Annotated in this window: 24 protein-coding genes; 19 read left to right on the top strand and 5 right to left on the bottom strand. The window is 71.3% G+C overall.

Annotated elements, in window-relative coordinates; all coding sequences use genetic code 11:
- Nucleotides 1–300: 300 nt before the first annotated feature.
- The 4 genes from OOZ19_RS25810 to OOZ19_RS25795 all read left to right on the top strand — a co-directional run bounded on the left by OOZ19_RS25810 (nt 301) and on the right by OOZ19_RS25795 (nt 5,200).
- Complete coding sequence (locus tag OOZ19_RS25810; RefSeq protein ID WP_266092752.1) at nt 301–1,392, top strand: cystathionine gamma-lyase; 1,092 nt, start codon at nt 301–303, stop codon at nt 1,390–1,392.
- Between the two features lie 555 nt (nt 1,393–1,947).
- The gene (locus tag OOZ19_RS25805; RefSeq protein WP_266092749.1) at nt 1,948–2,424 is read left to right on the top strand and encodes a cysteine dioxygenase; all 477 of its coding nucleotides are present in this window, start codon (nt 1,948–1,950) and stop codon (nt 2,422–2,424) included.
- 234 nt (nt 2,425–2,658) lie between these two features.
- Nucleotides 2,659–4,098, top strand: coding sequence for a MocR-like pyridoxine biosynthesis transcription factor PdxR (gene pdxR, locus OOZ19_RS25800; protein WP_266092748.1), 1,440 nt, complete (start codon nt 2,659–2,661; stop codon nt 4,096–4,098).
- Nucleotides 4,099–4,108: 10 nt separating this feature from the next.
- Nucleotides 4,109–5,200, top strand: a complete 1,092-nt coding sequence (locus OOZ19_RS25795) for a D-alanine--D-alanine ligase family protein (protein WP_266092747.1) — start codon at nt 4,109–4,111, stop codon at nt 5,198–5,200.
- Between the two features lie 9 nt (nt 5,201–5,209).
- Here the strand turns inward: OOZ19_RS25795 and OOZ19_RS25790 are convergent, their stop codons facing one another.
- Together OOZ19_RS25790 and OOZ19_RS25785 are read right to left on the bottom strand one after the other, a co-directional pair.
- Complete coding sequence (locus tag OOZ19_RS25790; RefSeq protein WP_266092746.1) at nt 5,210–5,782, bottom strand: DUF3515 domain-containing protein; 573 nt, start codon at nt 5,780–5,782, stop codon at nt 5,210–5,212.
- A 46-nt stretch (nt 5,783–5,828) separates the two neighbouring features.
- A complete protein-coding gene (locus tag OOZ19_RS25785; RefSeq protein ID WP_184481871.1) occupies nt 5,829–6,062 on the bottom strand; it encodes an Lrp/AsnC ligand binding domain-containing protein in 234 nt (77 codons plus the stop codon).
- Between the two features lie 97 nt (nt 6,063–6,159).
- Here OOZ19_RS25785 and OOZ19_RS25780 point away from each other — a divergent pair, with 97 nt between their 5' ends.
- Nucleotides 6,160–7,125 (top strand): thiamine-phosphate kinase, encoded by a 966-nt coding sequence (locus tag OOZ19_RS25780; RefSeq protein ID WP_266092745.1) that lies wholly within the window; start codon nt 6,160–6,162, stop codon nt 7,123–7,125.
- A 104-nt stretch (nt 7,126–7,229) separates the two neighbouring features.
- On the opposite strand, the gene OOZ19_RS25775 is transcribed toward OOZ19_RS25780, so the two are convergent.
- Nucleotides 7,230–8,576 (bottom strand): MFS transporter, encoded by a 1,347-nt coding sequence (locus OOZ19_RS25775; RefSeq protein WP_266092744.1) that lies wholly within the window; start codon nt 8,574–8,576, stop codon nt 7,230–7,232.
- A 369-nt stretch (nt 8,577–8,945) separates the two neighbouring features.
- Between OOZ19_RS25775 and OOZ19_RS25770 the strand changes: the two genes are divergently transcribed.
- Both OOZ19_RS25770 and OOZ19_RS25765 read left to right on the top strand, forming a co-directional pair.
- Complete coding sequence (locus tag OOZ19_RS25770) at nt 8,946–9,617, top strand: uracil-DNA glycosylase (protein ID WP_266092743.1); 672 nt, start codon at nt 8,946–8,948, stop codon at nt 9,615–9,617.
- 379 nt (nt 9,618–9,996) lie between these two features.
- Nucleotides 9,997–10,587: an Rv1733c family protein gene (locus OOZ19_RS25765; protein WP_266092742.1), complete on the top strand. Its 591-nt coding sequence runs from the start codon at nt 9,997–9,999 to the stop codon at nt 10,585–10,587.
- A 73-nt stretch (nt 10,588–10,660) separates the two neighbouring features.
- Here OOZ19_RS25765 and rpmB read toward each other — a convergent pair whose 3' ends face one another.
- On the bottom strand, nt 10,661–10,852 hold the full coding sequence (gene rpmB / locus OOZ19_RS25760) for a 50S ribosomal protein L28 (RefSeq protein WP_184481860.1): 192 nt from the start codon (nt 10,850–10,852) through the stop codon (nt 10,661–10,663).
- 471 nt (nt 10,853–11,323) lie between these two features.
- Between rpmB and fakA the strand changes: the two genes are divergently transcribed.
- The 7 genes from fakA to coaD all read left to right on the top strand — a co-directional run bounded on the left by fakA (nt 11,324) and on the right by coaD (nt 22,220).
- The gene (fakA, locus tag OOZ19_RS25755) at nt 11,324–12,904 is read left to right on the top strand and encodes a DAK2 domain-containing protein (RefSeq protein ID WP_266092741.1); all 1,581 of its coding nucleotides are present in this window, start codon (nt 11,324–11,326) and stop codon (nt 12,902–12,904) included.
- Nucleotides 12,905–13,023: 119 nt separating this feature from the next.
- Nucleotides 13,024–15,255, top strand: coding sequence for an ATP-dependent DNA helicase RecG (gene recG / locus OOZ19_RS25750; RefSeq protein ID WP_266092740.1), 2,232 nt, complete (start codon nt 13,024–13,026; stop codon nt 15,253–15,255).
- A 290-nt stretch (nt 15,256–15,545) separates the two neighbouring features.
- Nucleotides 15,546–18,923 (top strand): pyruvate carboxylase, encoded by a 3,378-nt coding sequence (locus OOZ19_RS25745; protein ID WP_266092739.1) that lies wholly within the window; start codon nt 15,546–15,548, stop codon nt 18,921–18,923.
- Nucleotides 18,924–19,122: 199 nt separating this feature from the next.
- Entirely contained in the window at nt 19,123–19,920 is a 798-nt protein-coding gene (locus OOZ19_RS25740; protein WP_266092738.1) for an SAM-dependent methyltransferase, read from the top strand.
- A 302-nt stretch (nt 19,921–20,222) separates the two neighbouring features.
- A complete protein-coding gene (locus OOZ19_RS25735) occupies nt 20,223–20,678 on the top strand; it encodes a L,D-transpeptidase (protein ID WP_266092737.1) in 456 nt (151 codons plus the stop codon).
- Nucleotides 20,679–20,981: 303 nt separating this feature from the next.
- On the top strand, nt 20,982–21,566 hold the full coding sequence (gene rsmD / locus OOZ19_RS25730; protein ID WP_266092736.1) for a 16S rRNA (guanine(966)-N(2))-methyltransferase RsmD: 585 nt from the start codon (nt 20,982–20,984) through the stop codon (nt 21,564–21,566).
- Between the two features lie 159 nt (nt 21,567–21,725).
- Nucleotides 21,726–22,220 carry a pantetheine-phosphate adenylyltransferase gene (gene coaD, locus OOZ19_RS25725; protein ID WP_266092735.1) on the top strand — a complete coding sequence of 165 codons (495 nt, stop codon included), beginning with the start codon at nt 21,726–21,728 and terminating at the stop codon, nt 22,218–22,220.
- A gap of 8 nt (nt 22,221–22,228) precedes the next feature.
- Here the strand turns inward: coaD and OOZ19_RS25720 are convergent, their stop codons facing one another.
- Complete coding sequence (locus OOZ19_RS25720) at nt 22,229–22,684, bottom strand: GNAT family N-acetyltransferase (protein WP_266092734.1); 456 nt, start codon at nt 22,682–22,684, stop codon at nt 22,229–22,231.
- 102 nt (nt 22,685–22,786) lie between these two features.
- Here OOZ19_RS25720 and OOZ19_RS25715 point away from each other — a divergent pair, with 102 nt between their 5' ends.
- From OOZ19_RS25715 to rnc, 5 genes are all read left to right on the top strand, one after another.
- The gene (locus tag OOZ19_RS25715) at nt 22,787–23,221 is read left to right on the top strand and encodes a guanyl-specific ribonuclease (protein WP_266092733.1); all 435 of its coding nucleotides are present in this window, start codon (nt 22,787–22,789) and stop codon (nt 23,219–23,221) included.
- 346 nt (nt 23,222–23,567) lie between these two features.
- On the top strand, nt 23,568–24,305 hold the full coding sequence (locus tag OOZ19_RS25710) for a DivIVA domain-containing protein (protein ID WP_266092751.1): 738 nt from the start codon (nt 23,568–23,570) through the stop codon (nt 24,303–24,305).
- 603 nt (nt 24,306–24,908) lie between these two features.
- Entirely contained in the window at nt 24,909–25,487 is a 579-nt protein-coding gene (locus OOZ19_RS25705) for a YceD family protein (protein ID WP_266092732.1), read from the top strand.
- 2 nt (nt 25,488–25,489) lie between these two features.
- Nucleotides 25,490–25,672: a 50S ribosomal protein L32 gene (rpmF, locus tag OOZ19_RS25700; protein WP_184481814.1), complete on the top strand. Its 183-nt coding sequence runs from the start codon at nt 25,490–25,492 to the stop codon at nt 25,670–25,672.
- 17 nt (nt 25,673–25,689) lie between these two features.
- Nucleotides 25,690–26,517 (top strand): ribonuclease III, encoded by an 828-nt coding sequence (rnc, locus tag OOZ19_RS25695; RefSeq protein WP_507028819.1) that lies wholly within the window; start codon nt 25,690–25,692, stop codon nt 26,515–26,517.
- Nucleotides 26,518–26,651 lie beyond the last annotated feature (134 nt).

Here is a 26,651-nt window from a genome sequence, read left to right as displayed (position 1 = left end):
GCCGCTGAGAACCCGCGGGTGGTCGGCTTTGTGACGTGGGCTATGCGCTGGCGCGCATCCAGGCACGGCTTCGCCGTAAGGCAGGCGGGCTTCGCCGCCCACTGCACGGCCTTCGGCCGCCAGGCACGGCTTCGCTGTGAGGCTGGCTTGCGTTCGTCCTTCGCGGGGTTCGTCGTGGGGAGGTTCAGGGCGTCTGCGGAGCCTCGTGTGGAGTGGGGCGCATTCGCTGGAGCGGCTTGGATTGCGCGCGCAATAATCTGGCGGGGGAGCGTTCTAGCTGGGAGGTCGCAGGTGGCGGAGATCGAGCTCGGAGACGGCACGAAGTGCGTGCACGGTGGGCACGGCGATCCGCGGCCAGGGGATCCGTTGGCGCCGGGGCCGGTGTTCGCCGCTCCGTACCACCTCGGTGATCCGCAGGGGGACTTCTACGGCCGGACCGGGAATCCGTCGTGGCGGGCGCTGGAAGCGGCCATCGGTGAGCTCGACGGCGGGGAGTGCGTGCTGCTGCCCTCCGGCATGGCCGCGATCAGCGCCGTGCTGCGCGCCGTGCTGCACCACGGCGACGGACTGGTGGTGCCGTCCGACGGCTACTACGCCACCCGGCAGTTCGTGCGGGAAGAACTCGCCGAACTCTCACTGGAGGTGCGGGAGATCCCCACGACGGGGCCGTGGCCGGACGACGTCTTCGACGGGGTCCGGCTGGTCCTGCTCGAAACCCCGTCCAACCCGGGCCTGGACGTCTGCGACGTCGCCGAGCTGGCCCGCCGCGCTCACCGGGCCGGAGCGCTGCTGGCCGTCGACAACACCACCGCCACCCCGCTCGGGCAGCGCCCCCTCGAACTCGGCGCGGACATCGCGCTCGCCAGCGACACCAAGGCGCTGACCGGGCACAGCGACGTGCTGCTCGGCCACGTGTCCACGGCGGACGGCGCGCTGGCGCAGCGCCTGCGCCGGGCGCGCACGCTCTCCGGCGCCATCCCCGGCCCGTTCGAGACCTGGCTGGCGCACCGCAGCCTCGGCACCCTCGATCTGCGGCTGGCCCGGCAGGCCTCGAACGCGGCGGCGCTGGTCGAAGCGTTGCGCGAGCACCCCGCCGTGACCGGGTTGCGCTGGCCGGGGCTGCCGGACGACCCGGCGCACCGGCTCGCGAGCACCCAGATGCGGCGCTGGGGCGGCGTGTTCCGCTTCGAACTCGCCGACGCCGACGCGGTGGCGGAGTTCGTGCGCCGCAGCGCGCTGGTCGTGGCGGCCACCAGCTTCGGCGGGCTGCACAGCACGGTGGACCGGCGGGCGCAGTGGGGCGACCCGGTGGCCCCGGGCTTCGTGCGGTTCTCGGCCGGGTGCGAAGACCCCGCCGACCTCGTGGCGGACGTGCTCGCGGCCCTTTCCTGACCCCGAGAGCCCGCTCGGCCGCGCAGGCGCAGCGGGATGATGATCACCACTTCGGCCGTGGGCGCGTCGAGCCCGGTGGATGATCTTGCTGCGCAACGCGCTGTGATCACGTTGCGTGCGGATCCACGACGGTGTGACGTCGGCGCAATCGGCTTGACGGGTCGCTTCCGACGCTGGTTCACTACGCGGCGTGTTGCGAGCCATGACCGATGGACGAGGTCACATCGACCTGCGCCGGGTGGCGAGCGCGCTTTGTCTGCAGCGGTGATCGACCCCGCTGACGGTCGGTGATCCCCAGGATCGGCGAACAGGACGGACCGGGCGACGTGCTCCCCGAACCGACCTGAACGACCCGCACGGCCTCGCGCCGCGGTCCACCCGATCCGCGAAACCGGAACCGCCCCGCACTCGGGCGGCGGCCGAACCGGGATCTCCGCACCAGTCCCGTCCCCGCGCAGCGCCCCTCCGGGAGATCGCGTCGCCGGGACCTGCGTCGCCGGGCTCATCACCGCAGCCACTCCCACTTCCCGAACTCACGATCATTGAGGACTCCCCGTGTTCGCCGTACCCCCCAACACCGTCGCCGCCGACGCGGACCGGTCGCTCGCGCATCCCGTGCGGATCGCCCGCGAGCTCGCCGCCGGTCGGCTCTCCTGGGCGCACCGCCTGCGCTACGACCCGCAGCAGCGCTGGGCAGGCCTGCTCGAACGCACTGCCACGCACGAAGCCTGGCTGTTGAGCTGGCTCCCCGGGCAGCGGACCGAACTGCACGACCACGGTGGCGCCACCGGCGCCTTCACCGTGGTCTCCGGCAACGTCACCGAGCGGGTCGTGCGCGACACCCCGGCCGGGCCGGTCGAGGAATGGCACGCCCTGGAGACCGGCCAGTCCCGCGTCTTCGGCCCCGACCACGTGCACCAGGTGATCAACGACAGCCCCGATCCCGCGATCACGATCCACGTGTACCGGCCGGGCCGCACCCAGATGACCCTGTACTCGCTCGACCCCGTCGACGGCCTCACCCGCGCCTGACGGGTCCGCGCAGGTTCTCGGTCGTCGTCCTGCCGGCGGCGAAGCCGCTGAGCAGTGACCGGGCCATCGGCGGCTTCCTCGCGAGGACGGCGATTTCGCGTGCGGCGGAGCCACACGTGGAATCGATCCCGCGTCGAGGAAGCCGCCGAGGTTCCTGGCCCGCTGCGCGAGCCGTTCTGGAAGGGATTCACCGGTGGTGGCATCATCGAGAGGCCGAGCGGGGGGAATTCTGAGATGCCACATGCGGTGCCCGCGGCGAGCTCGCCGCTGCTCGAACCGGCCATCGAGCTGCGTCGCGACGACGACCGCCCGCTCGCGGTGCAGCTGGCCGACGCGCTCCGGCGCGCCGCCACGCTCGGTCAGCTCCGAGGCGGCGACCGGTTGCCCTCGACGAGGGCGCTGGCCCGGCACCTCGCAGTCAGCCGCACCGTCACCGCCGCCGCCTACGAGCAGCTGCACGCCGAAGGCTGGATCGTCGGCAAGCACGGCTCCGGCACCTACGTCACCACCGCCCCGCCCGGATCCCCCTCCGCCGCGGCGGAATCCGGAGGTGGCCCGGCTCGCCGAGATACCGAGGCGATGGTGCGGTTGGTGCCGGGAATCCCGTGGACGGGCGGCATCGACCGCGCGGCGTGGCGGCGGGCCTGGCGGGCCGCCGCCGACCGGGAGCCGGACGAGACCCGGCAGCTCGCCGGTGTCGACCAGTACCGCGAGGCCGTGGTGGAGCACCTGCTGCGGCACCGCGGCATGACCACCGGCGGCCCGCACCTGGGTACCGTCGTGGCCACCGGCGGCACGACCGCGGCGGTCACCGAGCTCGCCGCGACGGTGCTCGGTCGCGGCGCCACCGTCGCCGTGGAGGAACCGGGCTACCAGCGCGCGGTGCAGACGCTGCTCGCCGCCGGGGCGAACGTGGTGCCCGCCCCCGTCGATCACGCGGGGATCATCGTCGAGTCCATCCCGCGGGGCGTGCGGGCCGTGTACTGCTCGCCCGCGCACCAGTACCCGATCGGCGGCAGGCTGCCCGCGGATCGGCGCGTCGCGCTCGTCGAGCGGGCCCGCGCGGAGGGCTGGCTGATCGTGGAGGACGACTACGACGGCGAGCTGCGCTACGACGTGGCGCCGCTTCCCGTGCTGGCGTCGATGGCCCCGGACGTCGTGGTGCACCTGGGAACCACCAGCAAGATCCTCACGCCGACCCTGGGCGTGGGCTGGATGCTCGGGCCGGATCGGGTCGTCGCCGAAGTGCTCGAACATCGCGAGCGCACCAGCACCGGCCCGGCGCCGGCGGGGCAGCGGGTGCTCGTCGAGTACGCGCGCAACGGAGACCTGGGCAGGCACCTGCGCAGGCTGCGCCGCGAACTGTCGCAGCGGCGCGGCATGGTCGCGTCCCGGCTCGCCGAGGCGGGCGTCGAGGTCTTCGGCGACGAGGCGGGCGCGCACGTCGTGCTGCCGCTGCCGTCCGCCGAGGCCGAACAGCGCGTGGTGGATCGGGCGGCGGAGCACGGCATCGTCCTGGACGGGCTGCGCAGGCATCATCACGGCCCGCGGCAGTGGACCGGCATCGCGCTCGGCTACGCTTCGTGCACACGTGCTGACCTGGAGCGTTCGCTGGGGCTCGTGGCTCGGTGGTGCGACGAGGAGGTCGCTGGCGGCGCGCGCGCCTGCAGGTAGGGTTCCGCGCATGACTCAGCGCAAGACCAGGGTGGCCGTCGTCTTCGGCGGACGGAGCACCGAGCACGGCGTTTCCTGCCTGTCCGCGGGCAGCGTCCTGAGCCACCTGGACCCGGAGCGCTTCGAGGTCGTTCCGGTCGGCATCACCCGCGAGGGCGCCTGGGTGCTGGGCACCTCGGACCCGGCCGAGCTGGAGATCCGCGACCGCCGCGTGCCCGAAGTCGCCGCCGGTACGGCCCTGGCGCTGCCCGGCGACCCGACGCGCCGGGAGCTGATCCTGGTCGAGCCCGGCCGCGGTGGCGAAATCCTGTCCGAAGTGGACGTCGTCTTCCCCGTGCTGCACGGCGCTTTCGGCGAGGACGGCACCATCCAAGGCCTGCTGGAGATGGCCGACGTGCCCTACGCGGGTCCCGGCGTGCTCTCCAGCGCGGTGTCCATGGACAAGGAGTACACGAAGAAGCTGCTGGCGGCCGAAGGCATCTCCGTCGGCACCTTCGAGGTGCTCCGCCGTGACGAGTCCACTTTGGACGAACAGCGCCGGGAGCGGATCGGCCTGCCCGCCTTCGTCAAGCCCGCCCGCGCGGGCTCCTCGCTCGGCATCACCAAGATCACCGAATGGGCGCAGCTGGACGACGCCATCGCCGAGGCCCGCCGCACCGACCCGAAGGTCATCATCGAGACCGCGGTCGTCGGCCGCGAGGTCGAATGCGGCGTGCTCGAATTCCCGGACGGCCGCATCGAGGCCTCGCTGCCCGCCGAGCTCCGCGTCACCGGCACCGCCGACTGGTACGACTACGAGTCCAAGTACCTCGACGACGTCACCGAGTTCGACATCCCCGCGAAGGTCGGCGACGACGCCATCGAACGGCTGCGCGCCACCGCGGTCACCGCGTTCCGCGCACTGGAGTGCCAGGGCCTGGCGCGGGTCGACTTCTTCGTCACCGAGGAAGGCGAGCTCATCGTCAACGAGGTCAACACCATGCCCGGCTTCACCGCGATCTCGCTGTACCCGCGCATGTGGGCGCAGACCGGCATCGACTACCCGGCTCTGCTGACCACCCTGATCGACACCGCCCAAGCCCGCGGCACCGGGCTCCGCTGACCCGCCCGCTCAGGGGAACACGGGCTGCTTCGGCAGCGAGCGCAACTGGTGGGAGAGGTCCTGCACCGGGCCGCTGCCGGAGTTCTCCGGCGCCGTCAGCGCCACGTACACGGGCCGGTCCACCGCGAGCCACGACGTGTTGCCCGCTTCGGTGATCCGCAGCCAGCTCACCCCGGAGATGTCCACGAGCGGCGAGGTCGGGGTGAGTTCGGCGGGAGCGGACAGGCCGCAGCGCACGGTGATCGGGTCGTGCTCGGCGTCGCCCCAGGCGATCGCGCCGGGCGGCACCGGGTCGGCGAGCGCCCGCCGGGGGATGCGTGCGCCGTCCACTTCCAGTTCGGCGGGCAGCGCGGCGAGCAGCTTCCCGCAGTCGGGTCCGGATGCGGCGGGGGAGGGGATGGGCGGCAGCGCGAGCGGGCCGGTGCGACGGGCCTGCTGCGCCGCCTCCACGGCATCCTGTTCCCGCTGCTCGGAGAACCGGGAGACCAGTCCGAGGGTGATCACGCCCAATGCCAGCAGCCCGCTCAGCGCGAGCGCCACGATGAGGACCGGCTTGGGGAACTTCGGATGCTCGTCGACCACGGAGTCCACTACAGCACGCGCGGGCGCCGCAGCGGGAACGGGGCGCTCACAGGTGTACGACGGGACACGTCAGCGTCCGCGTGATGCCTTCCACGTTCTGGATGCCGGCGACGACCATTTTGCCGAGCTGGTCGACATTTTCCGCCTCGGCGCGCACGATCACGTCGTACGGGCCGGTCACGTCCTCGGACGTGATCACGCCGGTGGAACCGGAGATCTCGGCGGCGACGGCGGCGGCCTTGCCGACTTCGGTCTGGATGAGGATGTATGCCTGAACCACGGCGTGCCCCTTCGTCTCGGCCTGTTGTGCGGGGTAGGAAACTGGGAGAAAACTACCCCATCGGGCCGAGCGGATGCTCAAGAAAGGGAGGTCTGACGTGGGTTCGGACACTTCGGCGCAGGACCAGACCGTGTCCGAGGCCGGTGAGTTCGGCCTCATCCAGCGGGTGACCTCCGGGCGGGCGCAGCCCGCCTCGACCTTGCTCGGGCCCGGTGACGACGCCGCCGTGCTGGCGGCGTCCGACGGCCGGGTGGTGGCGACCACCGATGTGCTGGTCGAGCAGGTGCACTTCCGCTTGGCGTGGTCGACGCCGCACCAGGTGGGGCGCAAGGCCGTCGCGGTGAACCTGTCCGACCTGGCTGCGATGGGCGCGGTCCCGACCGGTCTGCTGGTGGGGCTGGGTTGCCCGCCGGAGACGCCGACGTCGGTGGTGGACGAGCTGTCGGCGGGCATGTGGGAAGAGGCGCAGCGCGTCGGTGCCGGTCTGATCGGCGGGGACATGGTGAGCGCGCCCGCGCTGACGATCTCCATCACGGCGTTGGGCGATCTCCAGGGCCGTACCCCGGTGACCCGGTCCGGCGCCTGCCCTGGCGACGTGGTCGCGGTGGCGGGGCGGCTCGGCTGGGCCGCGGCGGGCCTCGCCGTGCTGGGGCGCGGGTTCCGCTCGCCGGTGGCGGTGGTCGGTGCGCAGCGGGTGCCGGAACCGCCGTACGCGGCGGGACCGCTGGCCGCCGACGCGGGCGCCACCTCGATGATCGACACCTCGGACGGGCTGCTGGCCGATCTGGGGCACATCGCGGAGGCCTCCCAGGTGGGCATCGACCTGCGCGACGAGCTGATCGAGGTACCGCAGCGGCTGACCGAGGTCGCCTCGGCACTGGGAGCGGACGCCCGGCACTGGGTCCTCACCGGCGGCGAGGACCAGGCGCTCGCGGCGACGTTCCCGTCGGACCAGCCGCTGCCGGAGGGCTGGCGCGCGGTCGGAGCCGTGGTGGAGGGCGGCGGGGTCACCGTGGACGGCGCGGCCTACGAGGGGTCCTCGGGTTGGGAACACTGGCGTTGATCACCTGAACAGGTATTGCACTGATCTGAGCCGGATTCGTCCGGTATGGCGTGAAAAGGCCCGGTGGGAACTCCCACCGGGCCTTTTCACGCGTTCGAGCTGGTTCAGCTCGACTTCGCCGAAGCGGAGTCTCCGGGTGCGTCGGATTCCTCCATCAGCGGTTCGCCCGCCGTTTCCTTCATCAGCAGGATCGGAATGAGCGCCACGACCGCCGCGCCCATCAGGTAGTACGCCGGGAAGAACGAATTTCCGGTGTGCTCCACGGCCCACTCGTTGATCAGCGGCGCGGTGCCGCCGAACGCCGCGGTGGAGACGTTGTAACCGACGCTGAACGCCGCGTACCGCACCTTCGTCGGGAACATCGCCGGCAGCGTCGAGGCCAGCGGCCCGATCAACTGCAGGTGCCCGACGCCCAGCAGCGCCAAGCCGAGCATGGTCGTGATCATCGTGCCCTGCGAGATCAGCAGGAACGCCGGGTAGGGCAGCACGATGAAGCAGATCGCCGCCGAGATGAACAACGGTTTCCGGCCGATCCGGTCGGACAGCGCGCCGACTGGGGTGATGGCCGCCATCATCAGCGCGACCACCAGCAGCAGCGGGACGAGCACCTCGTATTCGCGACCCGCCGGAATTTCCAGGGTGTCGGTGAGGTAGCTCTCCATGTAGGTCAAAATCGTGTAGTTCGCGACGTTGATGAGCACCACGACGCCCATCAGGATCAGCAGCGGTCGCCAGTACTCGCGCACCAAGGACTTCAGCGGCGAGCGCGCCAGGTTGTCGCTCTTCTCCAGGTTCTTGAACGCCGGAGTGTCCTCCAGCTTGCTCCGCAGGTAGAGCCCGATCAGGCCGAGCGGACCGGCCAGCAAGAACGGGATCCGCCAGCCCCAGGCCTCCATCGACTCCGCGGGCAGCGTGAGGATCAGAATGGTCGGAACCAGCGCGCCGAGGCCGAATCCCGCAAGGGTGCCGAATTCGAGCCAGCTGCCGTAAAAACCACGTTTCCGGTTCGGGGCGTACTCGGCGATGTAGGTGGCCGCGCCGCCGTATTCACCGCCGGTGGAGAAGCCCTGCACCATGCGGCACAACAACAGCAGGATCGGCGCGAGAAGTCCGATCGTGTCGAAGTTCGGCAGGCAACCGAGCACGAATGTCGATCCGGACATCAGCAGGATCGTGATCGCCAGCACCTTTTGGCGTCCGATCCGGTCCCCCAGCGGACCGAAGAACATGCTGCCCAGCGGTCGCAGCAGGAAGGAGATCGCGAAGACACCGAAAGCGGATGCGGTCGCCCAAGGACCGGGGAAGAACTGATGTCCTACGTAGCTCGCCACGTAGGCGTAGACGCCGAAGTCGTACCACTCCGTCGTGTTCCCGATTGCCGCCGCGCCGACTGCTCGCCGGAGCAGTGATCGCTGTTCCGGGCTTATCTCTTCCGTTTCCTGTGCAGTCATGAGGGTGTGTGCCACCTCCGGGTCGTGCCGTCCACGGTGTGTGAACACGTTTGGAGTACTGAGGAACTTAGCTGAGCAGCTGCCTCCTGGCCACCAAAACGCCTACTTGTGTCCGTTTCGATAATTGTTGTCGTGGGTAAAACATCACTCCGCAGTAGGTTTGCCGCGGGGCTGGCCAGGGGGTTGATCGGAGGTCGAACGCTGGTCACAGGCGGCTATGGAGATCACGATCGTTGGGCCGGGGGAATGACCCGCACGAGGGGCGATGATGACTGGCCGCAGTGTGGGGCACAACACGTTGACCCGCGGCGGCCGGGGCGGCCGGGGCGCCGGGCAGTCGATCTCGGCCGCTCGCTAGAGTGCGCCACCATGGCACGTCCGTTGCACGAGGTGGTCGAGGCAGGTTGGGCCGAGGCGCTGGAACCCGTCGCCGGCCAGATCGGCGCGATGGGTGACTTCCTGCGCGCCGAGGTCGCGGCCGGGCGGGAGTACCTGCCGTCCGGGGAGAACGTGCTGCGCGCGTTCCAGCAGCCGTTCCACGACGTGCGAGTGCTCATCGTCGGTCAGGACCCGTACCCGACGCCGGGACACCCGGTGGGGCTCAGCTTCTCCGTGGCTCCCGGGGTGCAACCGCCGCGCAGCCTGATCAACATCTTCCGGGAGTACTGCGACGACCTCGGCCACCCCAGGCCCACCAGCGGCGACCTGACGCCGTGGACGGAGAACGGGGTGCTGCTGCTCAACCGAGCCCTGACCGTGCAGCCCGGCAAGTCGGCCTCGCACCGCGGCAAGGGCTGGGAGGCGGTCACCGAGCAGGCCATCCGGGCCCTGGCCGCCCGGCAGCAGCCGATGGTGGCGATCCTCTGGGGCAACGACGCCCGCAGCACGCGGGTCATGATGCCGGGCGTGGAGTGCATCGAGTCGGTGCACCCGAGCCCGATGTCGGCGGACCGCGGCTTCTTCGGCACGCGTCCGTTCAGCCGGGCGAACCAGATCCTGCAGCGAGCGGGAGCCGCACCGGTCGACTGGAAGCTCCCCTAGCCGCTGCCGGGCTTCACCTGGCTCGGCGGGCGCCGATCCAGGCTTCTCATCTTCGTTCACGTTGAGTGATGGCGCGTCGTTTCGCGCGCACTCGACGTCCTCGCGCCGAGCGCGACGCCGAGCGGCGCCCGAGCCGCGCTCGTCCTCGTTCGCACTGCCCGTAACGCCTGTTCGAAGCGATTCGGAGCGGGGCCGGGCGACGGCTCTTTCGCGCGTTCTCCCACTTCGGCACGGGTGCTCGAGTTGCACGCATCGTGATCATCGGGTGCTCTGGGGGCACGGGCCGAGGTCCCGGTTCGGCGGATGGATTTCGACCTCCGCCGGTCGTACATTCGAGTCTTGCGGTGGACTTGTGCTCGCCGATGGAAGAAGGCTTGTCATGGGTGCCGGCCCGGTCAGTGGAGGAGTCCTGGCGCGGTTGCGGCGTGGGGTGTGGCCCGGAGCCAACCCGTTGCGGCGCCGGACCGATTTGTTCGAACCCATCGCGCTGCTGGTGGTGCTGGCGGCGGTGGTGGTGGTCCTGATCGCGTCGTTCGTGGTGTCGCAGGCGGTGCTGCGGGACCACCTGGCACAGGTGAACGCCGAGCACGCCGATCGCCACCAGGTGTCGGCGAAGGTGCTGGCCGAGGTGCCCGGCGAGAGCGCGGTGGTCCGCTCGGTCCAGGTCGGCTGGGGCGCGCCGCCGGGTCCGCGGCACGTCGCGGTCATCGAGGTGCCGACCGGTACCCCGCTCGCCGACGAGGTGCCGATCTGGGTCGACCCGCGAGACGTGCCGGTGCCGCCGCCGCGGACCCGCTCCGAAGCGACTCAGGCCGCCGGGACCGCCGGAGCCGGGGTGCTGCTCGGCTCGGGACTGGCACTGGGCGGGTTGTTCACGGGCGCCCGCTGGTACGTGGGCAAGCGCCGGTTGGCCGCCTGGGAGGCGGAATGGGCGCAGGTCGGCCCGCGCTGGCGCCACCACCTGCCGTGACGAACCGGTTCCGGGCGCGCAAAAACCCCGGAACGGCGAGCCGCTCCGGGGTTCGGCGCTAGATGGCCTGCGCTCAGCCGCGCACGACCTTGCCCGCCTTGAGGCAGGAGGTGCACACGTTCATGCGCTTGCGCTGGGAGAGACCGAACTTGGCGTGCACGGTCTGGATGTTCGGGTTCCACCGGCGCCTGGTCTTCCGGTGGGAGTGCGAGACCGAGTTACCGAAGCCCGGACCCTTACTGCAGACGTCGCAGACGGCAGCCACGTCAGACACCCCTTACTTTGCGTTCGACGTCCTCCCACGCCCGCGGCGGGGAAGCCTGAGTTCGGATGCGGCGATGAGTCCACGCGAGCGCTGCCCGCTTGGGGATCCCGACCGCTGAGCGGACCGGATCGCGTACCGCTGGGCTTGCTGCTCGCCAGGGGTACCCGGCGATCTCCTCCCGGCCGGAGCCGGTGCGGACCTGCATGCCTTACGGGTGCCCTGGGTCATCGCCACCCGGGACCCGATGAGCCTACCCCACGCCCTGATCGGGCCCGTCGGCCCCTGGCCCGGGGCGGCGGAAGCGCCCCGCGCCATCGTGCGAGGTCGTTCGCGCGGGGCGCCGGGCGGGGTGGTCGGCGCCGGTCCGCAGCGCAGGCGCCCGGCCACCGGTGATGATCTTCGATCGGCGGTGGGCCCGCCGAGCGACCCGCTGCGCCGAGCGCCCCGCGAGGACGGCTTAGGCTTCGCGGTGTGGCGGGGAGTCCGGAGGCGCTGCCGGAGTTCGGCGCGGAAGCGGCGCGGCGGTGGGCGCGGGAGTCGGTGGCGGCGCTGGCGCGGGATCGCGCCGCGCTCGACCGGATCAACGTGTACCCCGTGGCGGACGGCGACACCGGGACGAACCTGCTGCACACGATGCGCGCGGCGCTGGAAGCGACCGAGCGGGGGCCGGGGCCGGCGGGGTCGTTGGGCGAGGTGCTCGCGGCTCTCGCGGAGGGCGCGCTGTCCGGGGCGCGCGGCAACTCCGGGATGTTGCTCTCGCAGGTGCTGCGGGGCATGGCGGAGCAGCTGCGGGACGCGGCGACGATGGACGGGTCCGCGTTGCACGCCGCGCTGCACCATGCGGATGCGCTCGCGACGGACGCCGTCGCGGAACCCGTCGACGGCACGATGCTGTCAGTGCTGCACGCGGCGGCCGAGGGATCGTCCGGGGCCGCCGGGCTGGGCGAGTCCGTGCGGGCGGCCACGCTGGCGGCGATCGGCGCGCTGGAGCGCACCACCGCGCAGCTGCCCGTGCTGGCCGAGGCGGGAGTGGTGGACGCGGGAGGCCGAGGGCTGGTCGTGCTGCTCGACGCGTTGCACTCGGTGGTGCGCGGAGCGCGGCTCGCGCCGGAACCGCCGACCGGCGACGTGGAGCTTCCCGCCGAGCACGGCGGCTACGCCTACGAGGTGATGTACTTGCTCGCGGACGCCGAACCAGGCGGGGTGGACCGGCTGCGCACCGTGCTGGCGGAGCTCGGCGACTGCGTGTCCGTGGTCGGCGACGGCGCGGGTGGGTGGGCCGTGCACGTGCATTGCGACGACATCGGCGGCGCCATCGAAGCCGGCGTGGAGACCGGCAGGCCCAGCCGCATCCGGGTGCAGCGGTTCGCCGACCAGACCGCCGCGCACCCGGTGGGGCACGCGATCCTGGCCTGCGTCGCGGGTGCCGAGCTCGCCGAGCTGTTCCGCGCGGAGGGTGCCGAGGTGTTCGAGCTGGTCGCGGCGGACCCCGCGGTGGCGGAGCTGGTCGCGGCGATCGAGCGGACTCGCGCGGCGCACGTCGTGCTGCTGCCCAACGGCGAGGCGATCGCCGAACTCGCCGAGCTGGCGGCGAAGCGCGCCGTCCGGGACGGCCGCGACGTCGTCGTCGTTCCCACCGCGTCCCCGGCTCAGGGCTTGGCGGCGCTGGCCGTGCACGACCCGTCGCGCCGCAGCTCGGACGACGCGGTGGTGATGGCGGAGGCCGCGGCGGCGACCCGGCGCGGCGAACTGCGCATCGCCGAGTCGGAGGCGTTGACGTGGGCCGGTCGCTGCGTGCCCGGCGACGTGCTGGGGCTGGTGGACGGCGAGGTCGTGCTGATGGGGCGGGATTTCCTCGCGGTGGCGCGGGATCTGGTGGACCGGATGCTCGCGGCGGGCGGCGAGCTGGTGACGGTCCTGGCGGGCGACGGCGCTCCGGAACCGGTGTCGGCGGAGCTGGTCGAGTACTTGGCGAAGCACCGCCCGGAGGTGGAGTGCGTCAGCTATCCGGCCGGCGGCTCGCCGTCGGCATTGCTGCTGGGCGTCGAGTAGCGCGCGAACTCGCACCACCGGCGCGGCGCCGATTCGGTGAACCGGTCCGACCGCGGGGCGCGTTCGTCCGATAACTTCGAGTCGGGTACCGGCACAGCAGGCGACACGGGCAGGGCGGGATGACCACTTCGGATACGGGGCTCGACCGGGTGCTGGGCGCGAAGACCGGGCAGGCGCTCGAATCGGCCCTCGGACTGTCCACTGTGGGTGATCTGCTGCGCCATTATCCGCGCCGCTACGCCGAACGCGGTGAGCTGACCGCCATCGCCGGGCTGGAACTCGACGAGCACGTGACGGTGCTGGCGAAGGTCGAACGGGTCTCGAAGCGGACCATGAAATCCCGCCGCGGCACCATCGTCGAGGCCCGCATCACCGACGGGCACCGCTCGCTGACCTGCACGTTCTTCAACCAGGCGTGGCGGGAGCGGGAGTTGCTGCCCGGACGGCAGGGCATGTTCGCAGGCAAGGTCACCGCCTACCGGGGCTCGTTCCAGCTCGCCCACCCCGAGTACCAGCTCTTCGACGGCGAGGACGCGGAGCAGGCCGGTTCGGTGGCGGAGGAGTTCGCGGCGGCGCTGATCCCGGTCTACCCGTCGGCGCAAGGACTTCCGTCCTGGTCGATCTCCCGCTGCGTGCGCCAGGTCCTCGACACCTGGGACGGCGCGGACGATCCGCTGCCGGAGGCGTTGCGCGCCGAACATCATCTGCTGGGGCTGGAAACGGCGCTGCGCAAGATCCACCGGCCGCAGGACCAGAGCGAGGTCGCCGCCGCGCAGAACCGGCTCAAGTGGGACGAGGCGCTGGCGGTGCAACTGGTGCTCGCACGGCTGCGCGAGACGGTGCACGAACACCCGGCGCCGTCCTGCCCGCGCCGCGAGGACGGGCTGCTCGCGGAGTTCGACCGCAGGCTGCCGTTCCAGCTCACCGCGGGGCAGACCGAGATCGGCACCGAGATCGCCGCCGACCTGGCCGCCGAGCAGCCGATGAACCGGCTGGTGCAGGGCGAGGTCGGCTCCGGCAAGACCGTCGTGGCGTTGCGCGGCATGTTGCAGGTGGTGGACGCGGGCAGGCAGGCCGCGATGCTGGCGCCTACCGAGGTGCTGGCGTCCCAGCACGCCCGTTCGCTGGCGGAACTGCTCGGCGATCTGGGCGCGGCGGGGCAGCTCGGCGCGGCGGAGCAGTCCACCAAGATCACCCTGCTCACCGGTTCGCTGCCCGCCGCGGCGCGCAAGAAGGCGCTGCTGGAGGCGGCTTCGGGGGAGGCGGGCATCGTCGTCGGCACCCACGCGCTGATCCAGGACCGGGTGTCGTTCGCCGACCTCGGCCTCGTCGTCGTCGACGAGCAGCACCGGTTCGGCGTGGAGCAGCGGGACGCGCTGCGGGCCCGCGGCGGGGCGGAATCCGCGCCGCACGTGCTCGTGATGACGGCGACGCCGATCCCGCGGACCGTGGCGATGACCGTGTACGGCGACCTGGAGACCTCCGCGCTGCGCGAGCTGCCCAGCGGGCGTTCGCCGATCAGCACCAGCGTGGTGCCGGTGGCGGAGAAGCCGTCGTGGCTGGACCGCGCGTGGGAACGCGTCCGGGAGGAGGTCGCCGCCGGGCACCAGGTGTACGTGGTGTGCCCGCGCATCGGCGACGACGAGCAGAACCCGCCGAAGAAGGGCGGGAAGAAGCCGCGCACCGACGACGGCGTCGAGGAACCGGAGGACGCGGGCGCGGGTTCCGACGAGCGCCGCCCGCCGCTGGCCGTGCTCGACGTGGCGGAGCGGCTGCGCCAGGGACCGTTGGAGCGGCTGCGGATCGGCGTGCTGCACGGCAGGCTGGCCGCCGACGACAAGGACGCGGTGATGCGCGGCTTCGCCGACGGGAAGCTGGACGTGCTGGTGGCCACGACCGTGGTCGAGGTCGGCGTGAACGTGCCGAACGCGACCGTGATGGTGATCATGGACGCGGACCGGTTCGGGGTGAGCCAGCTGCACCAGCTGCGCGGGCGCGTCGGGCGCGGTTCGGCTCCGGGGTTGTGCCTGCTGGTGAGCGAGGCCATGGGCGGTACCTCCACCAGGGAGCGGCTGGACGCGGTGGCCTCCACGACGGACGGTTTCGAACTGGCCCGGCTCGACCTGGAGCTGCGGCGGGAAGGGGACGTGCTGGGCGAGGCACAGTCCGGGCGCCGGTCGGGACTGAAGATGCTGTCGCTGCTGCGCGACGAGGACGTCATCGCCGAAGCGCGGGACGAGGCGCAGCGCTACGTCGCCGACGATCCGGGATTGCGGCGGCATCCGGGCCTGGCGCGCATGGTCGCGGAGGTCGTCGACGAGGACCGCGCGGGCTACTTGGAGAAGAGCTGACGCCGGGGTTCGTGGAACCGCGACCGCAACCGGGCGGGGCCGGGCGCGTTTCCGTGGCGGGATCGCCCGGAGGTGAACAGCGCCCTCCGGGCGGCGGGTGGATCTCGGGCCGGATCGTTCCGGAAACGGAAGAATCGCGGATTTTCTTTTCGCAGGGCCTTGTGCGGGGTCGCTGTAATCGCAGGTCAACATAACCGAATGATGTGGGTCACGCGCTGATCCTCTCGGCAGGCGGAATTTTCGCGGTACGGTTTCGGGACCGTCCGACACCTGTCCAGGAGGTAGCCGGCATGTTTCGCAAGGTCCTCGTCGCCAACCGTGGCGAAATCGCGATTCGAGCCTTCCGCGCGAGCTATGAGCTCGGCGCGGGCACCGTCGCGGTGTTCCCGCACGAAGACCGCAACTCGTTGCACCGCTTGAAAGCCGACGAGTCCTACGAGATCGGCGAGCCCGGACATCCCGTCCGCGCCTACCTGTCGGTCGACGAGATCATCAAAGCGGCGCAGACCGCGGGCGCCGACGCGATCTACCCGGGTTACGGCTTCCTGTCGGAGAACCCGGACCTGGCCAAGGCGTGCCACGACGCGGGCATCACCTTCGTCGGGCCGAGCCACGACATCCTCGAGATGACCGGGAACAAGGCCACCGCAGTGGCCGCCGCCCGCGAGGCGGGCGTGCCGGTGCTGGACTCCTCGGCGCCGTCCGCGGACATCGACGAGCTCATGTCCGTCGGCGAATCCCTCCAGTTCCCCGTGTTCGTCAAGGCCGTCGCCGGGGGCGGCGGGCGCGGCATGCGCCGCGTCGGCGAGTTCGGCGCACTGCGCGAAGCGCTCGAAGCCGCCATGCGCGAAGCGGAGTCCGCCTTCGGCGACCCGACGGTGATCCTGGAGCAGGCCGTGGTGAACCCGCGGCACATCGAGGTGCAGATCCTCGCCGACCAGGCCGGCAACGTGATCCACCTGTACGAGCGGGACTGCTCGGTGCAGCGGCGGCACCAGAAGGTCATCGAGATCGCGCCCGCCCCGAACCTGGACCCCGAGCTGCGCGAACGCATCTGCGCCGACGCGGTCGCCTTCGCCCGCAAGATCGGCTACGTCAACGCGGGCACCGTCGAGTTCCTCGTCGACGAGCAGGGCAGGCACGTGTTCATCGAGATGAACCCGCGCATCCAGGTCGAGCACACCGTCACCGAAGAGGTCACCGACGCGGACCTCGTGCAGTCGCAGCTGCGCATCGCCGCCGGTGAGACGCTCGCCGACCTCGGCATGACGCAGGACGAGGTGCGGCTGCGCGGCGCCGCGCTGCAGTGCCGCATCACCACCGAGGACCCCACCAACGGATTCCGCCCGGACACCGGCATGATCAGCGCCTACCGCTCGCCGGGCGGTGCGGGGATCCGGCTCGACGGCGGCACCGCGTTCGCGGGGACCAGCATCAGCGCGCACTTCGACTCGATGCTGGTGAAGCTGTCCTGCCGCGGGCGGAACTTCCCGACCGCGGTGGCCCGCGCCCGGCGCGCCCTAGCCGAGTTCCGCATCCGCGGCGTCGCCACGAACATCCCGTTCCTGCAGGCTGTGCTGGACAACGACGACTTCGCCGCGGGGCGCGTCACGACCTCGTTCATCGAGGAACGCCCGCACCTGCTCACGGCACGCCACTCCGCGGACCGCGGCACCCGGTTGCTGAACTACCTGGCCGACGTCACCGTGAACCAGCCCAACGGGTCGCGTCCGACCGTTCCGGATCCGGTGTTCAAGCTGCCCGACATCGACTTGACGGCACCGGCGCGGCAAGGCTCCAAGCAGCGGCTCACCGAACTCGGGCCCGAGGGCTTCGCGCGCTGGATGCGGGAATCCGACGCCGTGGGCGTCACCGACACGACCTTCCGCGACGCCCACCAGTCGCTGCTGGCGACGCGGGTGCGCAGCAAGGACCTGCTGGCCGTGGCACCGCACGTGGCGCGGATGACGCCGGAGCTGCTGTCGCTGGAGTGCTGGGGCGGCGCCACCTACGACGTGGCGTTGCGGTTCCTCGCCGAGGACCCGTGGGAGCGGCTGGCGAAGCTGCGCGAGGCGGTGCCGAACATCTGCCTGCAGATGCTGCTGCGCGGGCGCAACACCGTCGGCTACACGCCGTACCCCACCGAGGTGACCGAGCACTTCGTGCAGGAGGCCACCGACACCGGCATCGACATCTTCCGGATCTTCGACGCGCTCAACGACATCGAGCAGATGCGCCCGGCGATCCGGGCCGTGCGCGACACCGGGAAGTCCGTGGCCGAGGTGGCGCTGTGCTACACCGGCGACCTGCTGGACCCGGCCGAGAAGATCTACACGCTGGACTACTACCTGCGGCTGGCCGAGCAGATCGTCGACGCGGGCGCGCACGTGCTGGCGATCAAGGACATGGCCGGGTTGCTGCGCGCTCCGGCCGCCGCGGAGCTGGTCACCGCGCTGCGCAGGGAGTTCGACCTGCCGGTGCACCTGCACACCCACGACACTCCGGGCGGGCAGCTGGCGACCTACCTGGCCGCCGTGCAGTCCGGAGTGGACGCCGTCGACGGGGCCTCGGCCTCGCTGGCGGGCACCACTTCGCAGCCGGCGCTGTCGTCGGTGGTCGCCGCCACCGACCACACCGACCGCGCCACCGGACTGGACCTGCGCGCGGTGTGCGACCTGGAGCCGTACTGGGAGTCGGTGCGCAAGATCTACCAGCCGTTCGAGGCGGGCCTGGCCGCGCCGACGGGCCGCGTGTACCGGCACGAGATCCCCGGCGGTCAGCTGTCGAACCTGCGCACCCAGGCCGTCGCGCTCGGCCTCGGCGACAAGTTCGAAGAGATCGAGGCCATGTACGAGGCCGCGGACCGCATCCTCGGCAGGCTGGTGAAGGTCACCCCGTCCTCCAAGGTCGTCGGTGACCTGGCGCTGCACCTGGTCGGGGCCGGGGTCGACCCCGCCGACTTCGAGGCGGAGCCGCACCGGTTCGACATCCCCGACTCGGTCATCGGCTTCCTGCAGGGCGAACTCGGCGAACCGCCGGCCGGCTGGCCGGAGCCGTTCCGCACCAGGGCGCTGGAAGGGCGCACCGGGGAGCGCAAGCTCGCCGAACTCACCGCGGAGGACCGCACCGGACTCGTGGAGGACCGGCGCGCCACCCTCAACCGGCTGCTGTTCGCCAAGCCGACCAAGGAGTTCACCGAGCACCGCGAGACCTACGGGGACACGTCGCTGCTGCGCAGCAAGGACTTCTTCTACGGGCTGCGCCCGGGGGAGGAGTACTCCGTGGACCTCGATCAGGGCGTGCGGCTGCTCATCGGCCTGGAGGCGATCAGCGAGGCCGACGAGCGGGGCATGCGCACGGTGATGGCGATCCTGAACGGGCAGCTGCGTCCGATCCAGGTGCGCGACCGGTCGGTGGCCACGGACCTGCCGGTGGCGGAGAAGGCCGACCGCGGCAGCCCTGGCCACGTGCCCTCGCCGTTCGCCGGTGTCGTCACGCTCGCGGTGGCCGAGGGCGACGAGGTGAGCTCCGGGCAGACCGTCGCGACCATCGAGGCGATGAAGATGGAGGCCGCGATCACCGCTCCGCAGGCGGGACGGGTCAAGCGGCTGGCCATCGGCCAGGTGCAGCAGGTGGAAGGCGGCGACCTGATCATCGAGATCGGCTGACGGCCTTCTCGTCCGCGCTGGTGGCGCAGGTGCTCCGGGCACCTGCGCCACCGGCGTTTCCGGGGTCGTGAGCGGCGACCGGGGAGTGTTGCGGAATCTTGCAGGTACCGTTTGCATCGTTGCGGGACCCGCGAGGCGGGCGGGGACCGCGTGCCCGGTGAGACTCGCCGCCGGGCGCGAAGCGACGGAGGAAACCGTGGTGGAGCTGCCCCGAGGTGCCGACATCAGCAAGTCGAGCGCGTCCCGGATCTACGACTACGGCCTCGGCGGCTCGCACAACTTCGCGGTCGACCGCAGGGTCCTCGACGAGATCAAGAAGATCTTCCCGGCGACACCGCAGCCCGCGCGGGACAACCGCGCCTTCCTCGGCCGTGCCGTGCGGTACTGCCAGCAGGCCGGGATCCGGCAGTTCCTCGACCTCGGTTCCGGCATGCCGACCGTCGGCAACGTGCACGAGATCGCGCAGCGCGGTGATCGGGGTGCGCGCGTCGTCTACGTGGACATCGACTCCGTCGCCGTCGCCTACAGCCGATCGCTGCTCGAAGAGGACCCGAACACCCGCGTGCTGCACGCCGACATGCGCGAACCGGAGTCGATCCTCGCCGATCCCGACGCGCTGGAGCTGCTCGACTTCGACGAGCCGGTCGCGGTGCTGATGGTGGCCATGACGCACTACCTCACCAAGGAGGACGACCCGGCCGCCGCGCTCGCCGCGTACCGGGAGGTGATGCGGCCCGGCTCGTTCCTGGTGTTCTCGCACATGACGGCCGACGACTACCCCGAGGTGCACCGCACCGTGGAGACGTTCAACGCGGGCAGCTCGGAGCGGATGGTGCTGCGGTCCCGCGAGGAGATCACCGGGCTGCTGGCCGACTTCGAGTTCGTCGAGCCCGGTCTGGTGTACCCGGCGGACTGGCGCCCGGACGGACCACCGGCGGCGGGTCACGACCCGTCCCGCGCCGCCTGCTACGCCGCCGTGGCGACTCCGCGCGGCTGAACCCGGCCCTCGGCGAGGTCACCGCGCGGTCGTCGTGGCGGGCCTCTCCCGCCGCCCTGCTCGAACACCGCCTCGGGTCGGCGCCGGAACGTGCGCGATCACGTGCCCGCGGGCGGAAATGCGTTGCGGGGCAAGGTGAATTCGATCTCGGGTGATCGGAAACCCCAGGATGACCAGCGTTTGTGGGTCCGATGGGATGAAAGTGTTGGGGTTGAGCGCAATTCCGGGAACGCAGTGTGTTCGAACCCTTGTGCCTGTGGCACTGTGGAGTGAACTGCGAAGGCAGGAAGGACGTGAAGCCCATGCGCAACGTGAACAAGCGTCTCGGCAGAGTGGCCACCGTGGCCGCCCTGGTCGCCGGGGGTGCGCTCACCGGCGCCGCTGCCTACGCGGACGCCGGCGACGTGACGCCGTGCCAGGCGACCGCGAAGGCCTGCGTGGACCTGTCGTCCAAGCAGGCCTGGTTGCAGGAGAACGGCACGGGCTTCTACGGCCCGGTGCCGCTGACGTCCGGCAAGGTGGGCTCGGAAACACCGGTCGGGACGCACAAGGTCCTCTGGAAGGACGCGGACCACCGCAGCACCGAGTTCAACAACGCGCCCATGCCGAACTCGGTGTTCTTCACCAAGACCGGGGTCGCCTTCCACGAGGGCAGCCTCGAGCAGGAGTCCAACGGCTGCATCCACCTGTCGACCACCGCGTCGAAGAAGTTCTTCGACACGCTCAACCCCGGCGACGAGGTCCAAGTCGTCCAGTGAGCGGCGTCGTCCGAACCTGGTCTGATCTTTTCGCGCGGGTGTCCGGGTAGCGGAACCTCAGCGGCCTTCTCACTGCGGGACCCCTTTCCCGAGCAGCTCCTTCGCTCGGCGGAACGGCCGTCCTCGCGAGAAGGCCGCTGAGAAACCGCCGGTGGTCCGGTGTCCCAGGTGGTCACCGCTCAGCGGCTTCGCCGCTGGCAGGGCGACGACTCGACGAGCCCGGCGCACGCGGAACCGCCCGAGATCAGAACCAGGCCTCGCACCCGCGACCGCCGAGTCCGCGGCCGGTGCGAAACTGTCCCGGTGACGCGGATCGTGGCAGGCAGTGCGGGAGGCCGACGGATCGAGGTCCCGCCGCGCGGGACCCGCCCCACCTCGGACCGGGTCCGGGAAGCCGTGTTCAGCGCCCTCGAAGCGGCCGTGGACCTCGACGGTGCTCGGGTGCTCGACCTCTACGGCGGCTCCGGCGCGCTCGGTCTCGAAGCGCTCTCGCGCGGGGCCGGGCACGCCACCTTCGTCGAGGCCGATCGGCGGGCCGCGCAGATCATCCGCCGCAACGCCACCACGCTCGGATTCCGCGACGTCGCCGTCGAACAGGCCAAGGCCGAGACCGCGCTGGCGACCCCGCCCGCCGAACCCTACGACCTGGTGCTCGCCGACCCGCCCTACGACCTCGACCCCGCTCGGCTGGCCCAGGTCCTGGACGCGCTGGCCACCGGCGGCTGGACCGCTTCCGGCGGCCTCGTCGTCCTGGAGCAGTCGACCCGCAGCGGCGACCCGGCGTGGCCCGCGCCGCTCACCCGGGAGCGCACCCGCCGCTACGGCGACACCGCCGTGCACTGGGCCTGCCTCGACGACGACGCGGAATCCGACGCCGAAACCCGGTAGCCCCGGCCACGCGACCCGGCGGGCGATCCGCGCAGGACGCCGCTGTCGAAGCCGCGAAGGAGGAGTGGGACGAGGGGCGGATCCGACCGGCCCCGGTGGCGGTGACCCCCGACACGTCCGGCCTGAGGGCGGTGTCCGCCGGTGCTAACGTCCCGCCTCATGAGGCGTGCCGTGTGCCCAGGCTCCTACGACCCTGCCACCAACGGTCATCTCGACATCATCGAGCGGTCCGCGGGCCTGTTCGACGAGGTGGTCGTCGCGGTCCTGGTGAACAAGAGCAAGCGCAGCTTGTTCTCCGTCGAGGAACGGCTGGAGATGCTGCGAGAGGTCACCGCGCCGTGGCCGAACGTGCGGATCGACTCCTGGCACGGCCTGCTGGTGGACTACTGCCAGACCAACGGGATCGCCGCGATCGTCAAGGGCCTGCGCGCGGTCAGCGACTTCGACTACGAGCTGCAGATGGCGCAGATGAACCAGCGGCTGTCCGGGGTCGAAACGCTGTTCATGTCGACCAACCCGCTCTACAGCTTCCTGGCGAGCTCCCTGGTCAAGGAGGTCGCCACCTACGGTGGTGACGTGGCCAGCCTGGTACCGCCGAAGATCGAGCAGCGGTTGGTGCAGCGCGTCGAGGAGCGCAACGCCGAAGGTTCCTGAGCCCCCGCTCAGCCGCGCAGGTCGAGCTTCATGCCGACGTGGCTGTGCTCGAACCCGAGCCGCTCGTAGAACCGGTGCGCCCGCTCGCGGGAGGCGTTGCTGGTGAGCTGCACGATCGCCGCGCCCCGCTGCCGGGCCTGCTCGATCGCCCACTGCACCAGTTCCCGGCCGAGCCCGTCGCCGCGCCGGTCCGGCCGCACCCGCACCGCCTCCAGCTGCGCGCGGGTGGCGCCCGCGTGGGACAGCCCCGGGATGAAGGTCAGCTGCAGCGTTCCCACGACCGCCCCGTCGAGGTCCGCGACGGCGAGCAGCTGGTTCGGGTCGGCGTCGATCGCGGCGAAAGCGGCGGCGTACGCGGGGTCACCGGGGCGTTCCCTGGTGCGCCCGAGCGGATCGTCGGCGAGCAGGTCGACGATGGCGTCCAGGTCGGTTTCGGCGGCTCGCCGGAGAACGGGAGATGTCACGGATCGACAATAGGGCCACGCCCGGGTGAACTGTGCTCGCGTTCGGCTTCGTGTTCACGACAACGCGCCAGGTGATCATGACCGGGAGTTAGCGTCCGCGGCATGAAGATCTCGTCGAAAGCCATGAACGTCCTGCTGGCCGGGCTGCTCGCCGTCGCGGGCCTGTTCGGGGTCTCCGCCGCTGCGGTGGCCGCCGGTCCGGCCACCGCCCAGACCGAGCAGATCGCCGCCGCCGTGTGCGGTGACACCGCCGAGTTCCCCCCGGTGAACCTCTCGGCGCTGCCCCCCGAGGCCACCGACACCGTGGAGCTGATCAAGGCCGGCGGCCCGTACCCGTACCCGCAGGACGACCAGACCTTCTCCAACCGCGAGGGCATCCTGCCGGACTGCGAGGACGGCTACTACAAGGAGTACACGGTAGAGACCCCCGGTAGCGACGACCGCGGCGCCCGCCGCTTCGTCGTCGGTGGGGGCAAGGAGTTCTTCTACACCGACGACCACTACGAGAGCTTCTCCATCACGAACATCGGAGCCTGATCGGTTCTCCCCGGCCTGCTCCGCGCAGCGGATGGGCGGGAGTTCGGCGGCCGTCGCGCCGCGGGATCGAACTCCGCGGGCTCCGCTCGCTCGAGAAGGAGATCGCGTCGGCGCCAAGATCGTCCGGTCGCCCGCCCCACGCGGGGCGGGCGACCCGTTCGTCGTCGCGGGAGCGGGGCTCGGCGCGTTCGTGGCGCTCGGCGGGAATCGGGACACGCGCGGCGAGGGTCCACACCTCGCGTGGCCTGCGGCGGCACACTGGTGATCGGCCGACCCGTGATCCCCGGGGCCGGAGTCTGGTGTCATGCTTGCCGCTCCGGACGGCTACGACGGCAGGGAGATCGAGGTGTACCGGGTTTTCGAGGCGCTGGACGAGCTCGTCACGATCGTGGAGGAGGCGCGCGGGGTACCGATGACCTCGGGTTGCGTCGTTCCCCGTGGCGATGTGCTGGAGCTGCTCGACGACGTGCGGGACGCGATCCCGCAGGAGCTCGACGACGCCCAGGACGTGCTCGACCACCGCGATGACGTGGTGTCCAAGGCGGAGGCGCAGTCCGGCAAGGCCATAGGGGACGCCCGGTCGGAGGCGGACCGCACCGTCTCCTCGGCGCGCGCCGAGGCCGAGCAGCTGATCGCCGACGCCCAGGAACAGGCCGACCAGCTCATCGCCGACGCTCGCGCTCGCGCGGAGGAGTCGGTGACCGCCGGTCGCCGCGAGTACGAGGACTACGTGGGCCGCGCCCAGTCCGAGGCGGACCGCATGGTGCAGGCGGGCCGGGCGGCCTACGAGCAGTCGGTGCACGAGGGCCGGTCCGAGCAGGCCCGCCTGGTCGCCGACACCGAGGTCGCGCAGGCGGCGCACAGCGAGTCGCGGCGCATCGTCGAGGCCGCCAACGAGGACGCGGAACGGCTGCGCACCGAGTGCGACGCCTACGTGGACTCGCGGCTGGCGGACTTCGAGGACCTGCTCAGCCGCACGCTGCGCACCGTCGGCAAGGGGCGCCAGCAGCTGCGCAGCCCGGTCGGCGTGCCGTTCGACTACGAGGACTCGCGCGCCGGGGCGAACGTCTACGAGGAGAACTGATCTCCCGAGGCGTCCTCTCGGCGCGGCCTGCGTGTAGCGGAACCTCAGCGGTTTCCTCGCTGCGGGATCCATTTCTCCTGCACGCGTGCACGGCGAAATGGCCGTCCTCGCGAGGAAGCCGCTGAGAACCCGCCGGTCGGTCGACTTGCTCAAGCCCGGTCACTGCGCAGCGGCTCCGCCGCTGACAAGGCTCAGGGGGCGCTGGCCCACCTGGGCCGGGCAAGATCAAAGACAGGTCCTAGAGCGGGCGCGATGCGGGGTCAACTCCAGGTACGCGCTTCGGGCCGGGGTGATTTCCGGTGGTCGGAGGCGTGGCGTACCCTGGCTCCGATGGCCGCGTGAGGTCCGTCCGGATGCGTTCCGGTCGCCTGGCCGGTCCCACGGATGCTCGTTGATCCCGCTTTCCGGAGTTCTTGCTCCGTGCGGGCCGGGCGGTGGGCCGGACCTGGTGGTCGGCCCGGCCGGGTGCTTCGCGCGTGCTGGACGGTCCCGGCCGTTCACGCCATCGGTACCGCACCTGGACCAAGCAGCACCGGCCCGGGACGGTCGTTCAGCCTTCGGCTGGCACACCTGACCCGCCCCTTCGCTTCGACGAGATCCGTGATGTCCCAGAACCGTGATGCAGCAAGCGCCGCCCCGCAGGTCGGCCCGTGGGTGATCGACACCCGCGAGCTCGGCAACCGCGCGGGCAGCAGCCGCAGCTTTACCCGCAGTGCGCCGGCGCCTGCCGGTTTCGGCCTGGACATGATCGGAGTGCCCGAGGGCGATCCGGTCCGGCTCGACGTGCTGGCGGAGAACGTGGTGGAAGGAGTGCTGATCTCGGGCACCGCTACGGCGGAGTTCACGGGTGAGTGCGCGCGTTGCCTCGACAAGTTCTCCGAGGAGATCGAGATCGAGCTGCGCGAGCTGTTCGCCTACCCGGACAGCACGACCGACGCCACCACCGACGAGGACGAGGTCAGCCGCGTCGTCGACGACCTGATCGACCTGGAGCCCGCGGTGCGGGACGCCATGCTGCTGACGATGCCCACGTCCCCGGTGTGCAGTGAGGACTGCCAGGGCCTGTGCACCGGGTGCGGGGTGAAGTGGGCCGAGCTCGATCCCGAGCACACCCATGAGACGATGGACCCTCGCTGGGCCGCGCTGCGTGAGCGGTTCGGCGGAAACGAAGAGGAGAACTAGTCGTGGCCGTCCCCAAGCGCAAGATGTCCCGCTCCAACACCCGGCACCGCCGGTCCCAGTGGAAGGCCACCGCGCCGACCCTGGTGCAGTGCTCGAACCGGGCCTGCCGGGAGCAGAAGCTGCCGCACGTCGTCTGCCCCGCCTGCGGCCAGTACGACGGCCGCCAGGTCGTCCAGCCCGCCTGACGCCCGCGGATCGCGGAGTGGGGGGAAAGCAGTCCCGGAACCGCTTGACGGACCGGGCCCCGTTGATGTCAGCGCTCGGCGTCGAACTCGACGCCGAGCTGCTCACGCTTGCCCTGACGCACCGCTCCTACGCGTACGAGAACGGTGGCCTGCCGCCGAACGAGCGCTTGGAGTTCCTCGGGGACTCCGTGCTCGGCCTGGTGATCACCGACCGGCTGTACCGGGAACACCCGGACCTGCCGGAAGGTCAGCTGGCGAAGTTGCGCGCGAGTCTGGTGAACATGCACGCGCTGGCAGGGGTGGCCCGTTCCCTCAGCGAGGGCGGGCTCGGCCAGTACTTGTTGCTGGGCCGCGGTGAGGAGCTCACCGGCGGCCGGGACAAGGCGAGCATCCTCGCGGACAGCTTGGAGGCCGTGCTCGGCGCGGTGTACCTGGAACACGGCATCGACGTGGCCAGGGACATGATCTACCGCCTGTTCGGGTCGTTGCTGACCGAGGCGCCGCAGCGCGGTGCCGGGCTGGATTGGAAGACCAGCCTGCAGGAGCTCACGGCGGCCACCGGTCAGGGCGTGCCGGAGTACCGGGTGCAGGAGCGCGGGCCTGATCACCGCAAGGAGTTCAGCGCGTTCGTGTCCGTGGCCGGTGACACCCTCGGCGAGGGTGATGGCCGGACCAAGAAGGAAGCCGAGCAGAAGGCCGCTGAGGCGGCGTGGCGTTCGTTGTCCGAGCGGGAGGAACAGGCCGCTCAGGGCGAAGCCGGGCAGGGCGGTGGCGGAGACGCCGCGACGGAGCAATCCGCCGCGGAGCCCGTCGACGGCTCTGCTCGCGCCGGCGATTCAGCGTGATCGCCTGGCTGTGAGCCGTTTCGAGGCCGGTTGAGCGGTGGACTCTCCGGCGGCACCCGCCGCGGAATCCTCTGCTTGACCGGCCTTTTCGCGGCCTTCAAGATCAACTGGTCGCCTCGGCCGCTGGTGGTCCG

The sequence above is a fragment of the Saccharopolyspora sp. NFXS83 genome, assembly GCF_026241095.1.
Classification (GTDB): domain Bacteria; phylum Actinomycetota; class Actinomycetes; order Mycobacteriales; family Pseudonocardiaceae; genus Saccharopolyspora_C.
Note: the sequence above shows the minus strand (reverse complement) of the source record. Positions and strands in the feature narration are given on the sequence as shown.

Excerpts from the sequence above, each read along its gene's own strand:
- OOZ19_RS25715 (WP_266092733.1), top strand. The coding sequence starts at position 22,787 with ATGAAGATCTCGTCGAAAGCCATGAACGTCCTGCTGGCCGGGCTGCTC.
- OOZ19_RS25705 (WP_266092732.1), top strand. The coding sequence starts at position 24,909 with ATGTCCCAGAACCGTGATGCAGCAAGCGCCGCCCCGCAGGTCGGCCCG.
- recG (WP_266092740.1), top strand. The coding sequence starts at position 13,024 with ATGACCACTTCGGATACGGGGCTCGACCGGGTGCTGGGCGCGAAGACC.
- OOZ19_RS25775 (WP_266092744.1), bottom strand. The coding sequence starts at position 8,576 with ATGACTGCACAGGAAACGGAAGAGATAAGCCCGGAACAGCGATCACTG.
- OOZ19_RS25745 (WP_266092739.1), top strand. The coding sequence starts at position 15,546 with ATGTTTCGCAAGGTCCTCGTCGCCAACCGTGGCGAAATCGCGATTCGA.
- OOZ19_RS25765 (WP_266092742.1), top strand. The coding sequence starts at position 9,997 with ATGGGTGCCGGCCCGGTCAGTGGAGGAGTCCTGGCGCGGTTGCGGCGT.
- OOZ19_RS25735 (WP_266092737.1), top strand. The coding sequence starts at position 20,223 with ATGCGCAACGTGAACAAGCGTCTCGGCAGAGTGGCCACCGTGGCCGCC.
- coaD (WP_266092735.1), top strand. The coding sequence starts at position 21,726 with ATGAGGCGTGCCGTGTGCCCAGGCTCCTACGACCCTGCCACCAACGGT.
- pdxR (WP_266092748.1), top strand. The coding sequence starts at position 2,659 with ATGCCACATGCGGTGCCCGCGGCGAGCTCGCCGCTGCTCGAACCGGCC.
- OOZ19_RS25795 (WP_266092747.1), top strand. The coding sequence starts at position 4,109 with ATGACTCAGCGCAAGACCAGGGTGGCCGTCGTCTTCGGCGGACGGAGC.
- OOZ19_RS25770 (WP_266092743.1), top strand. The coding sequence starts at position 8,946 with ATGGCACGTCCGTTGCACGAGGTGGTCGAGGCAGGTTGGGCCGAGGCG.